Source organism: Cupriavidus sp. TMH.W2, assembly GCF_050847365.1.
GTDB lineage: Bacteria > Pseudomonadota > Gammaproteobacteria > Burkholderiales > Burkholderiaceae > Cupriavidus.
On the sequence record NZ_CP193793.1, the window covers coordinates 696497 to 711141 of the forward strand.

General features: G+C 68.8%; 12 protein-coding genes and 1 pseudogene. 10 read left to right on the forward strand and 3 right to left on the reverse strand.

Features of this window, described 5'->3' with window-relative positions; genetic code table 11:
* Positions 1 to 9: 9 nt before the first annotated feature.
* Complete coding sequence (locus tag ACREYQ_RS20760; protein ID WP_432262055.1) at positions 10 to 819, reverse strand: SDR family NAD(P)-dependent oxidoreductase; 810 nt, start codon at positions 817 to 819, stop codon at positions 10 to 12.
* A gap of 398 nt (positions 820 to 1217) precedes the next feature.
* Here ACREYQ_RS20760 and ACREYQ_RS20765 point away from each other — a divergent pair, with 398 nt between their 5' ends.
* On the forward strand, positions 1218 to 2402 hold the full coding sequence (locus ACREYQ_RS20765) for a helix-turn-helix transcriptional regulator (RefSeq protein WP_432262056.1): 1185 nt from the start codon (positions 1218 to 1220) through the stop codon (positions 2400 to 2402).
* Between the two features lie 15 nt (positions 2403 to 2417).
* Here ACREYQ_RS20765 and ACREYQ_RS20770 read toward each other — a convergent pair whose 3' ends face one another.
* Entirely contained in the window at positions 2418 to 2762 is a 345-nt protein-coding gene (locus tag ACREYQ_RS20770; RefSeq protein ID WP_432262057.1) for a VOC family protein, read from the reverse strand.
* Between the two features lie 211 nt (positions 2763 to 2973).
* Here ACREYQ_RS20770 and ACREYQ_RS20775 point away from each other — a divergent pair, with 211 nt between their 5' ends.
* The 9 genes and pseudogenes from ACREYQ_RS20775 (at position 2974) to ACREYQ_RS20815 (ending at position 13662) form a co-directional block, all read left to right on the forward strand.
* Entirely contained in the window at positions 2974 to 4125 is a 1152-nt protein-coding gene (locus ACREYQ_RS20775; RefSeq protein WP_432262058.1) for an LLM class flavin-dependent oxidoreductase, read from the forward strand.
* A gap of 328 nt (positions 4126 to 4453) precedes the next feature.
* Complete coding sequence (locus ACREYQ_RS20780; RefSeq protein WP_432262059.1) at positions 4454 to 5683, forward strand: flavin-dependent monooxygenase; 1230 nt, start codon at positions 4454 to 4456, stop codon at positions 5681 to 5683.
* Between the two features lie 24 nt (positions 5684 to 5707).
* The gene (locus tag ACREYQ_RS20785) at positions 5708 to 7462 is read left to right on the forward strand and encodes an FAD-dependent oxidoreductase (RefSeq protein ID WP_432262060.1); all 1755 of its coding nucleotides are present in this window, start codon (positions 5708 to 5710) and stop codon (positions 7460 to 7462) included.
* Positions 7459 to 7995, forward strand: a complete 537-nt coding sequence (locus tag ACREYQ_RS20790; RefSeq protein ID WP_432262061.1) for a flavin reductase family protein — start codon at positions 7459 to 7461, stop codon at positions 7993 to 7995. The genes ACREYQ_RS20785 and ACREYQ_RS20790 overlap by 4 nt, the downstream gene beginning before the upstream one ends.
* 19 nt (positions 7996 to 8014) lie before the next feature.
* Positions 8015 to 9721: an FAD-binding protein gene (locus ACREYQ_RS20795; protein WP_432262062.1), complete on the forward strand. Its 1707-nt coding sequence runs from the start codon at positions 8015 to 8017 to the stop codon at positions 9719 to 9721.
* Positions 9705 to 10469 carry an SDR family oxidoreductase gene (locus ACREYQ_RS20800; RefSeq protein ID WP_432262063.1) on the forward strand — a complete coding sequence of 255 codons (765 nt, stop codon included), beginning with the start codon at positions 9705 to 9707 and terminating at the stop codon, positions 10467 to 10469. The genes ACREYQ_RS20795 and ACREYQ_RS20800 overlap by 17 nt, the downstream gene beginning before the upstream one ends.
* Positions 10470 to 10496: 27 nt before the next feature.
* Positions 10497 to 11564, forward strand: coding sequence for a 2Fe-2S iron-sulfur cluster-binding protein (locus tag ACREYQ_RS20805; RefSeq protein ID WP_432262064.1), 1068 nt, complete (start codon positions 10497 to 10499; stop codon positions 11562 to 11564).
* A 1-nt stretch (position 11565) separates the two neighbouring features.
* Entirely contained in the window at positions 11566 to 13197 is a 1632-nt protein-coding gene (locus tag ACREYQ_RS20810) for a FadD3 family acyl-CoA ligase (protein ID WP_432262065.1), read from the forward strand.
* A gap of 17 nt (positions 13198 to 13214) precedes the next feature.
* Positions 13215 to 13662: pseudogene (locus ACREYQ_RS20815) on the forward strand (nuclear transport factor 2 family protein).
* A gap of 78 nt (positions 13663 to 13740) precedes the next feature.
* Here the strand turns inward: ACREYQ_RS20815 and ACREYQ_RS20820 are convergent.
* Positions 13741 to 14607 (reverse strand): SDR family NAD(P)-dependent oxidoreductase, encoded by an 867-nt coding sequence (locus ACREYQ_RS20820; RefSeq protein ID WP_432262066.1) that lies wholly within the window; start codon positions 14605 to 14607, stop codon positions 13741 to 13743.
* Positions 14608 to 14645 lie beyond the last annotated feature (38 nt).

Below are 14645 nucleotides of genomic sequence, written 5' to 3' on the forward strand. Positions count from 1 at the left end.
AAATCTGTGTCAGAGCGCGAACGCCGGCGCGTTGCCGGCGGCAATGCCTTGCGCGCGCGCCAGCGCCGCGTGCGCGGCGTGCTCGTGCGGCAGGATCCAGAACCGGCCGGCCGAGACGCCGTCCAGGATGCTGCGCGCGACCGCGTCCGGCGTCATGCCGGCGGCAATGCCGCTGCGCAGCGCGCCGTTCATCTGGCTCACTTCCTGCGGCCCGCAGCCGTCCAGGCCCGCCGCGATGCCGGTGGCCACCGGGCCGGGGCAAACGACGGACACGCCGAGCGGCAGCCCCGCTGCCTCCAGTTCCAGCGCAAGCCCTTCGCTCAGCGCCACCACGGCTTGCTTGGACAGCGTGTAAGGGGCCAGCCACGGCCCCACGGCCAGGCCGGCCATCGAGGCCACATTGACGATATGGCCGGCGCCTTGCGCCGCCATGCGCGGCACGAAGCAGCGCAGCGCGTGCAGCACGCTCCACAGGTTGACGCGCATGACATGGTCGAACACCTCGGGCGGCAGCTCCCAGCAGCGGCCGGTGGCGAGCACGCCGGCGTTGTTGACCAGCAGGTCGACACGGCCAAGGTGCAGGAAGCTCTGCTCGCACAGGTGCGCGATCTGCCGCGCGTCGCATACGTCGGTGGGTACGGCGATGACCGTCGCCCCATCGGCGGCGAGCGCCGCGCGTGCCGCCTCGAGCGCATCAGCGTCGACATCGGCCAGCGCCAGCGCATAGCCCTGCGCTGCCAGTGCCTGGGCGAGCGCGCGTCCGATGCCGCTGGCCGCTCCGGTGATCACTGCGGCCTGCTGCCGCGGGTTTGCCGCCATGGTCTTGGTTCTCCGTGAAAGGAAGGCGGCGGGGATCGCCGCGCATGGCTGACTTGTAGCGGCAGCGCGGCGGCACGGCATCGTCTGTTTGGGTAGGACAGGGGGCATCACACGGCGTCTAGGGGTTTGCCCTTGAACGGCCGGGAGGGTCTGTCCTTAGTCTGTTTGGAGTATGTGTTCGGGCCGCCGGCGCGTGAGGATTCGCCTGTCCCGCAGGACTAGTCCGGCCAGCTTGTGCAGCCGGTCTTGCCTAGGGCAAACCATGAAGGCGGGGGCCAGCCGCGACCCCTTTGCCGTCCCTATAATCGGGGCACAAAAAAGGGCCATAGAGCCCGTAGCAGGCCCGGCCGCCTTGGCATGTCCGAAGCGCTGCGCACGCTACAATGGAGACAGAGGAAATGCTGATGGAGGTTAGCCAGAACCAGGCGGTCGCACACCTGTTCGCGCAGACGACGGTGTCGCTGTCGGAGTTCAGCACATTGCTGGGCAATATCTACCAGGGCGCGATGGAGCAGGTGCCCTGGGGCAAGGCGCTGGAACAGATCCGCCGGCAGCTGAACGCCAACTATGTCACGCTGATCCTGCGCTCGCCGGCCACGGACCGGCCGGGGCTGATGGTCAATGCGTCGGAGCATGGCTCGACCCTGCCGGGCGAGACCTCCTACAACAACTACTACTACGCGCTCGACCCCTTCATCGGCCTGCCGTCGGACCGGGTGGTGACTATCGATGAGCACCTGGGACCCGGCGTCTGGTGCATGAGCGAGCTCTACCAGCAGTTCCTGAAGGACATCGGCATCCGCTATATCCTTGGCGCGGACCTGCGTACCGATGATGGCGTGGAATGCCGCTTCCGTGTTTGCCGCGAGCATGACGGACGCGATTTCTCGGCCGCCGACAAGGCGCTGTGCACCGCGTTGCTGCCGCACCTGAAGCGCGCGGTGGACCTGCACTCGCGCATCGACGTGGTCGAGTCGGAGCGCACCGTGTACGCCAGCGCCATCGACCGCATGCTGGTCGGCATGGTGATCCTGGACGAGTCCGGCACCATCATCAAGACCAATGCCGCCGCCGATGAGATCCTGGGCGCCAAGGACGGCATCCGGATCGCCAAAGGCGGGCTGGACGTGGAATACGGCCAGGAGAACCGCAAGTTCCAGCGCCTGCTGCGCCAGGCCATGATGGGCCACCTAGGCACCACGCCGGCGCTGATGGAAGCGATGTCGATCACGCGCCCGTCCGGCAGCGCCAGGCTGGGCGTGCTGATCCGCACCATCCCGCTCAGCGAGTGGTCCGAGGACAACCGCAAGCGCCCGGCCTGCGTGGTGTTCATCCGCGACCCGGAGCGGCGCTCGCAGGCCTCGCACGAGGTGGTGCGCCAGCTGTTCGACCTGACCCCGGCGGAGACGCAGCTGGCGCTGCAGTTGGCCAACGGCCTCACGCTCGATGAAGCCGCGGATGAACTCGGCATCAGCAAGAACACGGCGCGCGCGCACCTGCGGGCCATCTTCTCCAAGACCGGCGTGACCCGGCAGGCCACGCTGGTCCGCATGCTGCTCAGCAGCGTGATTTCGCTGGGCTAACCAACGTAACGCACCTCATGGCTTTGCGCTGAGCACCAGCGCAAAGCCTTCCGGCGTTTCCAGTACCGCGCGTGTCTCATGCGGCCCTTGCGCCGCGGGCAGCGTCACGCTGGCACCGCCTTCCACCAGCCGCGCAATTGCCGCGGCGATATCGCCACCCTCATCCACCCTGAAGGCCAGCGCGGGCTGGTCCACCAGGCGTTCCTCGCCGGCCACCAGCGCCAGCGTCAGCGCGCCCGCGTCGAGCGCGCAATAGCGGTCACCGTCGCGAAACCTGACGGGTAGTCCGAGTCCTTCCGTGAAAAACGGCAGCGCGGTGTCGATGTCCGCGACGGGGTAAAGCAGCAGCCTGGCTTGCATGGTGTCCTGGTCCTCTGGGTGAAAGCGGGCGTGATGCCCGTGGCCAATGATAGGGACGCTCCATGTCCTGCTCATAATCCAATCAGACGATGTTGCAACGCCTTGCGCCGACCACACTGCAATCACACAGGCCGCTTCGGGCCGGAGGCGCAGCAACGGGCGGCGCCCCGGCGGCGGTCCTGAACCATCAATGCCAGGGAAGGGGACTGCAATGCGTTTTTCACTGATCTATGAAGCCCAGACCGTCGATGCCTCGCGCGCCGGCGACCACAAGGTGTTCGATGAAATCATGGAACAGGTGGTGCTGGCCGAGGACATGGGCTTTGACGTGGTCTGGGCGGTCGAGCACACCGCGCTGACCAACTACGCCCACATGAGCGCGCCGGAAACCTTTTTGGCCTTCGTCGCCGGGCGCACGCAGCGCATCGGCATCGGCCACGGCGTGGTGTGCCTGCCGCCGGCGATGAACCATCCGGTCAAGGTGGCCGAGCGCATCGCCACGCTGGACATCCTGTCCGGCGGCCGCGTGCATTTCGGTGTCGGCAAGGGCGGCACCCAGCAGGAGGCCGGCACCTTCGGCTACGACCTGAACAGCCTGCACCCGATGATCGACGAGTCGATGTACCTGATCCCGAAGATCCTCACGCAGGACGAGATCGAGCACGACGGCGAGTTCATCAAGATCCCGCGCCGCCCGATCCACCCCAAGCCGCGCCAGGACCCGCATCCGCTGATGTACCTGGCCTGCACCAATGCCGACACGCTGCAGCGCGCCGGCGCGCGCGGCATGGGTGCGCTGGTGCTGGGCTTTGGCGGCCCCGAGGATGTGGCCAAGAAGAACGAGATCTACCGCGCCGCGTGGGAAACGCGCAAGCCCGAGGACCAGGTGGGCTTCCGCCCGCACCAGCACCTGGCCGCGCTGTGCCCGACCATCGTGCTGGACGACGGCCTGGCCGCGCGCAAGATCGGCATCAAGGGCCAGCGCTATTTCATGGAGTCGCTGTCGTACTGGTATGCGGGCGGCGAGCGCCCCGACCCGTCCGCCTGGGACGACGAGCACGTCACTGCCACGGATGCGCAGGGCAAGGCCGTGATCAATACGAAGTTCGCCTCGGAGAAGGTCTCGGTGGACTTCAGCGACCCGTCGATGATGATGCTCAACCCCAACCACGCCTACGGCACGGTGGAGGATTGCATCGGCTACGTGCAGCGCCTGATCGATGCCGGCGCCGACGAGATCCTGTTCATCTGCCAGATGGGCACGGTGCCGCAGTGGGCGCAGCTCGAGACCATTCGCAATATCGGTGAGTACGTGATCCCGCATTTCCGCAAGCAGGGACGCAAGCTGCGCGCGCTGGCCTGAGGGTTTGCTTCCCGAGTGTTTGCTCCCCTCTCCCGCTCGCGGGAGAGGGGCTGGGGGAGAGGGTAGGCGGTGGCATACCGCAGGCCCTACTTCGCAGGACACGCCGGCCCTCTCCCCAACCCTCTCCCGCAAGCAGGAAAGGGAGCACGCAAGCGGAAGCTTAAGGGCCTGAGGCGCATGACGCCGCTGCAGGTTTGCTCCCCTCTCCCGCTTGCGGGAGAGGGGCCGGGGGAGAGGGCCGGCGCATCCACGAAGTCCCGCCCCCTCAATTCGCGACCTCGCTAGTCCCAACAGACGATGGCACCCCGCACCACCGGTGCAAACATCGATGCCAGCCACAAAACCAGGCAACAAGGAGACCGCGGTGCATCACGACAACAATCCCAAGGAACTGGCGGCACGGCTGATCGCGCGCGCCGAGCAGATGATCCCGGTGCTGGCCCAGCGCGCAGAACAAGCCGAGGCCGAAGGGCGCATTCCCGCCGAGACCATCGCAGAGATGCAGGCCGCGGGCTTCTTCAAGGTGCTGCAGCCCCGCCGCCACGGCGGCTACGAGCTGGATCCGCAGACCTTCTTCCGCATCCAGATGGCGCTGGCCAAAGGCTGCATGTCCACGGCCTGGGTCTACGGCGTGGTCGGCGTGCACAACTGGCAGCTGGCGCTGTTCGATGAGCGCGCCCAGCAGGAAGTGTGGGGCAGCAACCCCGCCACGCTGATCGCGTCGACCTATATGCCGGTGGGCAAGGTCACGCCGGTGGACGGAGGCTATCGCTTCTCCGGCCACTGGAAGTTCTCCAGCGGCAGCGAGCTGTGCGACTGGATCTTCCTGGGCGGGCTGGTGCCGCCGGCCGAACCGGGCGGCGCCTATGACTACCGCACCTTCCTGCTGCCGCGCTCCGACTACAGGATCGTGCGCAACTGGGATGTGCTGGGCCTGCGCGCGACCGGCAGCCACGATATCGTGGTCGATGACGTGTTCGTGCCCGACTACCGCACCCACCGTGCCGTCGATGGCGCGATGGGCACCAGCCCCGGGCTGGCCGTCAATGACGCGCCGCTGTACCAGCTGCCGTTCGCGCAGATCTTCGTGCGCGCGGTGTGCACCGCCTGCATCGGCGCGCTCGAAGGCACGCTCGACGACTTTGTCGCGTACGCCGACGGCCGCGTCAGCAGCAATGGCGGCAGCAAGACCGCGGAAGACGGCGGCGCGCAGAAGGCTTGCGCCAATGCGCAGGTGGCCATCGACGAGATGCGGACCATCCTGGAGCGCAACTTCGACGAGCTACTGGCTTTTGCGCGTGAAGGTTGCCAGGTGCAGACGCCGCGCCGCCTGCATTTCCGCTACCAGTCCGCGCAAGTGGCCGAGCGCTGCGCGCAGCTGGCCAACGGCCTGCTGCGCTATGCCGGCGGCAACGGCATCTACCGCAGCAACCCGATGGTGCGCCGTTTCCTTGACCTGCACGCGGCCCGCGCCCACTACGCCAACAACCTGGACCGCTTCGGCCAGAACCTTGGCGGCGTGATGATGGGGCGCGCCAACACTGACTTCTTCATCTGAGCCGCACCGGCACGGGGATCCAACATGAGCCAGAGCAGAGTGCGCATGCAGCCCAGCGAGTTTGACGTGGTGGTGGTTGGCTCGGGCGCCGGCGGCATGCTGGCCGCCTGCCGCGCCGCCGACCGCGGCCTGTCGGTGGTGGTGCTGGAGAAGAGCGGCCAGTACGGTGGCACCTCGGCGGTGTCCGGCGGCGGCATCTGGATTCCGCTGAACCACCATATCGCGCCGGCAGGCGGGCAGGACGACTACGCCACGGCGCTGGAGTATGTGCTGGCCTGCACCGGTGAGCACGGCGATCCGCAGCGCGTGCGCGCCTACCTTGAGCAGGCGCCGCGCATGCTCCAGTACCTGGAGCAACAGGCCGGCGTGCGGTACTACACGTTGCCGCGCTACGCGGACTACTTCCAGAAACTTCCCGGCGCGATGCCCGGCTACCGCGCGCTCGACCCGATGCCGTTCGACGGCGCGCGCCTGCGCGAGGAATTCGCGCGGCTGCGGCCGCCGTCGCCGGGCACGCTGGTGGCCGGACGCGTGGCCGTGACCTCGGCCGAGGCGCATGCGCTGCTGTGCCGCGCGCCCGGCTGGCTGGGCCTGGCGGTGCGCCAGTTCGCCCGCTACTGGCTCGATCTGGGCTGGCGCCGCAAGACCCGGCGTGACCGCCGCCTCACGCTCGGCAACAGCCTGGTCGGCGGCCTGCGGCGCGCCATGATGGACCGCGCGATTCCGCTGTGGCTCGATACCGCGCTGCAGGACCTGATTGTCGAGGACGGCACTGTCCGCGGCGTGCGCGCCGTGCAGGACAGGCGCACGGTCGAGATCCGCGCGCTGCGCGGCGTGATCCTGGCCGCCGGCGGCTTCGAGCGCAACCAGGCCATGCGCGAACAATACCTGCCGCAACCGACCCGGGCCGCCTGGAGTGCGACGCCGCCCAACAACACCGGCGACGCCATCCGCGCCGCCCAGGCCGCGGGTGCCGGCGTGGCGCTGATGTCCCACGTCTGGGGCGCGCCTACCGTGCATGTGCAGGGCGAGGAAAAGCAGCGCGCGCTCTTTATCGAGCGCGCCATGCCGGGCTGCCTGGTGGTGAACGGGCAGGGCCGGCGCTTCGTCAACGAGGCCGCGCCGTATTCCGAGTTCGTGCCCGCCATGTACCGCGACCACGAAAAGACCGGCAGCAGTGTGCCGGCGTGGATGGTGTTCGACGCCACCTTCCGCCACAAGTATCCGTGCGGGCCGATCCTGCCGGGCTCGGTCATGCCGGACCGCAGCATTCCCGCCAGCCTGGCCGGCATTCTGGTGCGCGCCGACACGCTGGCGCAGCTGGCGCAGCAGATCGGTGTCGATGCCGACGGCCTGGCCGAGAGTGTTGCCCGCATGAACGGCTATGCCGCCACCGGCGTGGACGAGGAGTTCGGCAAGGGCGACAACCTGTTCGATACCTACTACAGCGACCCGGCGGTGCGGCCCAACCCCTGCCTGGCGCCGATCGGCAAGGCGCCGTTCTACGCCGTGCGCATCGATGCCGGCGACATCGGCACCAAGGGCGGCCTGGCGACCGATGCCAGCGCGCGCGTGCTGCGCGACGACGGCTCCGCCATCGCAGGCCTCTTCGCCATCGGCAATACCAGTGCCTCGGTGATGGGCACCAGCTATCCCGGCGCGGGCTCCACCCTGGGCCCGGCCATGACCTTCGGCTTTATCGCTGCCGACGTGCTCTCGCAGCACGCGCGCCAGCCTGCTGCCGCGCCCCACGCTCAAACCGTACAGGAGGCCCTATGAGCGCCAGTCCCGACACCAGCGCAGAAACCAGCACCGCGCTGCGCGAAGACATGCTGATGGCGATGCGCCGCATGGCGCGCTCGGTGGCGGTGATCAGCTGCCGCCATGGCGAGCGCCGCTATTCGATGTCCGTGACCGCGGTCGATTCGCTGTCCGCGGATCCGCCCTCGCTGCTGATCTGCATCAACCGGAATTCGTCGATCTACCCGCCGCTGGATGCCGGCGCGGACTTCTGCATCAACCTGCTGGCCGCGGACCACCGCGATATCGCGGTCGATTGCAGCGGCCGGCTCAAGGGAGAAGAGCGCTTCACCAGCGGCGAGTGGGAAGACGACCTGTCCGGCGTGCCGGGCCTGCGCAACGCCCAGGCGAACCTGTTCTGCCAGCAGGATGGCCGCTTCGACTATGGCACGCACGCGGTCTTCATCGGGCGGCTGCGCGAGGTGCGGCTGGCCGGCGAGGTGTCGCCGCTGGTCTACGTCGACGGCGCCTATACCACGTCCGCGCCACTTGGCGCACTGTGCTCGGCATAAACCCAGGAGCGCCGGCAGCATGCATCCCTTGCCCGATTCCGTCACGCCGGTCCACGCGCCACTGCGGCTGGAGGATCCGGACGCGCACCCGTGGCAGGCCGCCTGCGATGCCGTGGTGGTGGGCTTCGGTGCCGCCGGAGCCTGTGCCGCGCTGGAAGCCGCGCACGGCGGCGCACGCGTGCTCGTCGCGGAGCGCTTCGAAGGCGGTGGTGCCAGCGCCAAGAGCGGCGGGGTGGTCTATGCCGGCGGCGGCACGCCTTACCAGTCCGACGCGGGCTATGCCGATACGCCGCAAGCGATGGCCGGCTACCTGCGCCAGGAAACCGGCGGGGTCGTCAGCGAGGCTACGCTGCAGGACTTCTGCCAGTGCAGCCCCGAGATGATCGGATGGCTGGAGGCCCTGGGTGTGTGTTTTGCCGCGACCGTGCCGCCGCGCAAGACCTCGTATCCGGCCCAGCCCTACTACCTTTATTACTCCGGCAACGAAGCCGTGGCCGCCTATGCGCAGCATGCCGCGCCCGCACCGCGCGGTCACCGCGTGAAAGGCCCCGGCATGTCTGGCCGCACGCTGTACGGCGTGCTGCGCGGCGCGGTGCAGGCCCGGCCGGAGGTGACGGTGATGCGCCAGACTGCTGCGCGGCGACTGATCCTGGACAAGTCCGGCGCGGTCGTCGGTATCGAGCTGTGGCAGGTGCCGCCGGGACGCCAACAGAAGCGCCACGCCCGCCTGGCGCGCCTGGCAGAGCGCCTGCACAACGCCATGCCGGCGCTGGCAGATCTGCTGCGCGAGCGCGTGCTGCAGCTGGAACTGCGCCATGCGCGCCCGGTTGCGGTGCGCACCGGCGCGGTGGTGCTGGCCACCGGGGGCTTTATCTTCAACCGCGCCATGGTGGCGCGCCACGCCGGCAAATACCTGCAGACCTGGCGCCTTGGCGCGACCGGCTGCGACGGCAGCGGCATCCGCCTGGGCGAGTCGGCGGGCGCGGCCACGCGGCATCTGGAGCGCGTGTCGGCCTGGCGCTTCATCAATCCGCCGTTCGACTGGGCGCGCGGATGCGTGGTCGATGCGCAGGGGGCGCGCATCGGCAATGAGGAAACTTACGGTGCCACCCTTGGCCACGCCATCTGCGAACGACACGGCGGGCGGGCCTGGCTGATCCTGAACCGCGAGCTGGCGCGCACCGCCTTGCGCGAATGCCTGAGTGGCCGGCTGTGGGCCTTCCAGGCCTTGCCGGCGGCACTGCTGATGGTCGCGGGGGCGCGGCGCGCAGCCAGCCTCGAAGCGCTTGCCGGCAAGCTGGGCATGCCCGGCGCGGCGCTGCGGGCCACCGTCGATGCCTGTAACGCCGCGGCCCGCGGCGAGATTCCCGATCCGGCCGGCAAATCGGCGGCCATGTGCGCGTCGCTTGAAACCGGACCCTGGCTTGCCATCGACATCTCGGCCAACAGCCGCGTTTTTCCGTGTCCGGCCATCACGCTGGGCGGCCTGTCGGTCGAAGAGTCCAGTGGGCGCGTGCTGGCCGCGGCCGGCGGGGCACCTATTCCAGGCCTCTATGCCGTAGGCCGCACTGCCGTCGGCATCGCATCCAATCATTACGTAAGCGGCTTGTCGCTTGCCGACTGCATCTGGTCGGGACGCAACGCAGGCCGCCATCTGACACGACAGCCCGCCGGTGACCGGGGGGCACACACCAACGAGGAGACGACTCATGAGCCGACGTACTGAAGGAAAGATCGCCATTGTCACCGGGGCCGCCAGCGGCGTCGGCAAGGAAGACGCACTGCTGCTGGCGCGCGAAGGCGCGCGCGTGGTGCTGACCGACCTCAACGAGGAAGCGGGCCATGCGCTGGCGCGCGAAATCGGCGAGACCGCGCTGTTCGTGCCGCACGACATCGCCAGCGAAGCCGGCTGGCAGCAGGTGATGGCGCGCACCGAAAAGCAGTTTGGCGCGCCCAGCGTGCTGGTCAACAATGCCGCCATCCTGATGCTGGGTTCGGTCGAGGACGCCACGCTGGAGCAATGGCAGCGCGTGATGCGCATCAACGCCGACGGCTACTTCCTCGGCTGCAAGTACGGTGTGGCCGCGATGAAGGCGGGCGGCGGCAGCATCGTCAATATGTCGTCGGTGGCGGCGCTGGGCGGCATGGGTGCGTTCTGCGCGTATAGCGCAAGCAAGGGTGCGGTGACCGCGCTGACGCGCGCGGTGGCGGGGCACTGCAAGCAGAGCGGCTACCGCATCCGCTGCAACTCGATCCACCCGGACGGCATCCTCACGCCGATGACCGCGGCCTTCCTGCCGGGCGGCGCCACGGCCCTGCCGGAAGAGGTGGGCGGCGCCGAGCCGATGCAGCGCATGTGCCATCCGCGCGACGTGGCCAACCTGGTGCTGTTCCTGGCCTCCGACGAATCGCGCTTTATCAACGGTGCGGAACTGCGCATCGACAACGCGCAGACCATCATGGGCGTGGCCTGAGCGCGCCCCAAGCAAAAGAAGGACATCATGGCGCCAGTGCAATTCCACCGGCTGCAGATCGCCGAAGTCGTTACGGAAACGGACCAGGCGCATTCGCTGGTATTCGCGCTGCCGGACGGCCTGCGCGAGACGTTTTGCTACCGTCCGGGCCAGTTCCTGACCTTGCGCGTGCCCGTCGACGGCGTGCCGCTGCAGCGCTGCTATTCGCTGTCGAGCACGCCGGGTGTCGACGGCGCCTTGCGCGTGACGGTCAAGCGCGTGCAGAGCGGGCGCGTGTCCAACTGGATCTGCGACCACCTGGGCGCGGGCGATACGGTCGAGGTGATGCCGCCCGCCGGTGTCTTCACCCCGCCCGCGCTGCATGGCGATTTCCTGCTGCTGGCCGGCGGCAGCGGCATCACCCCGGTCCTGTCGATCGCCAAGGCGGCGCTGCGCCACGGGCGCGGCGCGGTCACGCTGGTCTATGCCAACCGCGACGAGCGCTCCATCATCTTTCGCGAGGCGCTCGCTGAACTGGCGCGCCACCACCCCGGACGGTTGCGCGTGATCCACTGGCTGGACAGCGTGCAGGGACCGCCCACGCAGCGCCAGATCGAGGAGCTGGTGCGGCCGTGGAGCGTGGCGCAATGCTTTGTCTGCGGCCCTGGCCCGTTCATGGACGGCGCCCAGGCCGCGCTGCAGGCCCTGGGGGTGCAGCGCGGGCAGCTGCATGTGGAGCGCTTTGTGTCCTTGCCCGATGCGCCGGCGGTGACGGTGGCGGCAAGCGAGGCTGCCAGCGCGGGGGATTCCGCCCCGGCGTCTCCCGCGCCCGCGATGCACGGTGCCGCACTGACCGTGCAGCTGGACGGCGAGACCCACCACGTCGGTGTGGCCCCGGACGAAACCGTGCTCGATGCCCTGCAGCGCGCCGGCGTGGCCGCCCCCAATTCCTGCCGCGCCGGGCTGTGCGGCGCCTGCATGTGCCAGGTGACGCAGGGCGGCGTAACGCTCGGCGAGAACCATGTGCTTGACCGCGCCGACCTGGAGGCGGGCTGGACCCTGGCTTGCCAGGCCCGCCCGGCCAGCGGCGAAATCCACCTGAAGTTCCCGGATTGACATGACTCCATCTGACACCATCGACGCCATTGTGGCACCGGCCGGCATCGAAGCCGCGGCAAACGACGACGTTGCCGAGACCATTCCCGAACTGGTGCGGCGCGCCGCCAGGCGCCACGGCGAGCGCATCGCCATCCAGGAAGACGGGTTGCGCCTGACCTATGCCGCGCTCAACGCCAGCCGGATACAGGCGGCCCGGGCGCTGATGGCGCTGGGCGTGCAGCCGGGCGACCGGGTTGCCGTCTGGGCGCCGAACTACTCCGAATGGATCATTGCGGCGCTGGCCACGCACAGCGTGGGTGCGGCGCTGGTGCCGCTCAACACGCGCATGAAAGGGGCCGAGGCGGGCGCGGTGCTGGCCGACAGCGGTGCGCGCCTGCTGTTCTGCGTCGACGCCTTCCTCGGCGAAAGCTATCCGCAGATGCTGGCCCCGCACCGCCCCGCCACGCTGGAGCGGCTGGTGATCCTGCGCCCCGGGCAGGGCAGGACGACCGGCCCCGACGAACTGGCATGGGAAACCTTCCTCGCGCTGGCGCCGCAGGCCGACATGGCGGCGTTCGCAAAGCGCGAGGCCGGCGTGCGCGGCGACACGCTGATGGACATCATGTTCACCTCGGGCACCACCGGGCGTCCCAAGGGCGTGATGACCGCCCACGCGCAGAACCTGCGCGCCGTCGACGGCTGGGCCGCCATCACGGGGGTGCGGCCGGGCGACCGCTACCTGATCGTCAATCCGTTCTTCCATACCTTCGGCTACAAGGCGGGGTGGCTCGCCGCGCTGTCGCGCGGCGCCACGGTGCTGCCCCACCTGGTGTTCGATGCAGAAGCCGTGATGACGCGCGTGGAGAATGAACGCATCACGGTGCTGCCCGGGCCGCCGACGCTCTACCAGACCCTGCTCAACGCGCCGCGCCTGCGCGAGTTCGATCTGTCCTCGCTGCGCGTCGCGGTCACCGGCGCCTCCGCGATCGCGCCCGTGCTGATCCAGCGCATGCGCGACGAACTGGGCTTCGACACCATCATCACCGGTTACGGCCTGACCGAATCGTGCGGCTTTGCCACGCTGACCCGCGCCGGCGATGACGCCGAAACCGTTGCCGCGACGTCAGGCCGCGCCATGCCGGGCATCGAGATATCGTGCGTCGATGCGCAGGGGCAGCCGGTCGCCACTGGCGAGCCGGGCGAGGTGCTGGTGCGCGGCTACAACGTGATGCGGGGCTACTTCGGCTTGCCCGAAGCCACGGCTGAGACCATCGACGGCGACGGCTGGCTGCATACCGGCGATGTCGGCACGCTCGACGCGCGCGGCTACCTGCGCATCACCGACCGCATCAAGGACATGTTTATCGTGGGCGGCTTCAACTGCTACCCGGCCGAGGTCGAAAAACTGCTGGTGGCTCACCCGGCCGTGGCCCAGGTGGCCGTGGTGGGCATGCCGCACGAGCGGCTGGGCGAAGTGGGCCGCGCCTACGTGGTGCTGCGCCACGGCGCGCGCGTGGACGCCGACACCCTGATCGCCTGGGCGCGCCGGCACATGGCCAACTACAAGGTGCCGCGCGAGGTGCTGTTCGTGACGTCGCTGCCGGTCAGCGCGGCAGGCAAGGTGCTGAAGTACCAGTTGCGCGAAGCCTGATGAGCGAGGGATCCACCATGACCGACATCGCCTCCATCGCCGGCCGCCTGTCGCGGCTGGAAGCCGCGGAGGCGATCCGCGCGCTCAAGCAGCGCTACCTGCGCGCGTGCGATGACAAGGACCCCGACACGATGCGCGCCTGCTTCGTGCCGGACAAACGCGCATATCCACTATGACCGGATCGGCAGCTTCGCCGGGCGCGACGCGCTGGTGCAGTGCTTTGCAGAGCTGGCGTGCCGGCCGACGCTGCGGGAAATGCATTTTGCGGGGCAAGGAGATATCCGGGTGTTGGATGACAATACTGCGCTGGGCAGCTGGGATCTGGCGTACCTGGCGCTGGATGATGTCAGTGGTTCGCGTACGTTCCTGACGGGGCGCTATGCGGATGAGTATGTGCGGATCGATGGTGCGTGGCTGATCCGGTCGACGGTGTTTACGACAGGGTTGTTGTCGGAAGGCACGTAGGAGGCCGCGCTTGTTTGCTCCCCTCTCCCGCTTGCGGGAGAGGGGAGCGTATGCCAGAGGTGGCAGCCAGTTCGATCGCTATTCCACGATCGCCGGATGCACCGGCGGCGGTCCGCCCAGTGCCTGCCGGTACGACGGCGGCTGCACCCCCTCCGCATCGGCGATGCCATAGCCCAGCGCCGCCTCTGCGCCGATCAGCACCCGGCCGGATTTATCCATCAGCGCGGGGTCGCGGTACAGCGCATCGATAATGCGCCCCGTGAACTCCGGCGTCTCCGCCACCGGCGCGAAGGCCGCGTACTTGTCCGGATGCTTCTCCCACACCCGCAGGGTGCGGGCCGTGCGCAACGGCCCCATCCACAGCGACACCGCCGCGACGCCGTAGGGCCGCAGGTCGACCGCCATGTCGTGCGCGAACTTGTCGATGCCGGCCTTCTGCGCGCCATAGGCCGGACCGTGCATATAGCAGTTGGCGCCGAATGAAGAGGTAAACACGATCAGCCCGCGGCCCTGCTCGGCCATGATGGGCGCGGCATGCCAGCTGGCCACATAGCCCGAGCGCAGGCCCACGTCGAGAATGCCGGCCATCTCCAGCGGCTTCTGCCAGAAGGGCCCCGCCATGATCAGTTCGTCGTGCAGGAAGGTCGCATTGTTGACCAGGATGTCGAGCCGCCCGGATTCCTTTCGCACGCGGCGGAACAGCGCCGCCACCTGCGTATCGTCGCCATGGTCGCAGGCCACGGCAATGCCGCGCCCGCCCAGCGCATCGACCTCACGCGCGGTTGCGTGGATGGTGCCCGGCAACGGCGCACTGCCTTCCTGCTCGGTGCGGCCGGTGACATACACGGTGGCACCGGTGGCGCCCAATGCCAGCGCGATGCCCCGGCCGGCACCGCGCGATGCCCCGGTCACCACGGCGACGCAGGGTTGTCCTGAAGCCTTCATGTCTCTCTCCATTGTGGAAGGATGGTCAGGCTTCAAGC

Bases quoted from the DNA above. Each gene is read 5' to 3' on its own strand.
- ACREYQ_RS20760 (WP_432262055.1), bottom strand. From the start codon at position 819: ATGGCGGCAAACCCGCGGCAGCAGGCCGCAGTGATCACCGGAGCGGCC.
- ACREYQ_RS20765 (WP_432262056.1), top strand. From the start codon at position 1,218: ATGCTGATGGAGGTTAGCCAGAACCAGGCGGTCGCACACCTGTTCGCG.
- ACREYQ_RS20770 (WP_432262057.1), bottom strand. From the start codon at position 2,762: ATGCAAGCCAGGCTGCTGCTTTACCCCGTCGCGGACATCGACACCGCG.
- ACREYQ_RS20775 (WP_432262058.1), top strand. From the start codon at position 2,974: ATGCGTTTTTCACTGATCTATGAAGCCCAGACCGTCGATGCCTCGCGC.
- ACREYQ_RS20780 (WP_432262059.1), top strand. From the start codon at position 4,454: ATGCCAGCCACAAAACCAGGCAACAAGGAGACCGCGGTGCATCACGAC.
- ACREYQ_RS20785 (WP_432262060.1), top strand. From the start codon at position 5,708: ATGAGCCAGAGCAGAGTGCGCATGCAGCCCAGCGAGTTTGACGTGGTG.
- ACREYQ_RS20790 (WP_432262061.1), top strand. From the start codon at position 7,459: ATGAGCGCCAGTCCCGACACCAGCGCAGAAACCAGCACCGCGCTGCGC.
- ACREYQ_RS20795 (WP_432262062.1), top strand. From the start codon at position 8,015: ATGCATCCCTTGCCCGATTCCGTCACGCCGGTCCACGCGCCACTGCGG.
- ACREYQ_RS20800 (WP_432262063.1), top strand. From the start codon at position 9,705: ATGAGCCGACGTACTGAAGGAAAGATCGCCATTGTCACCGGGGCCGCC.
- ACREYQ_RS20805 (WP_432262064.1), top strand. From the start codon at position 10,497: ATGGCGCCAGTGCAATTCCACCGGCTGCAGATCGCCGAAGTCGTTACG.
- ACREYQ_RS20810 (WP_432262065.1), top strand. From the start codon at position 11,566: ATGACTCCATCTGACACCATCGACGCCATTGTGGCACCGGCCGGCATC.
- ACREYQ_RS20820 (WP_432262066.1), bottom strand. From the start codon at position 14,607: ATGAAGGCTTCAGGACAACCCTGCGTCGCCGTGGTGACCGGGGCATCG.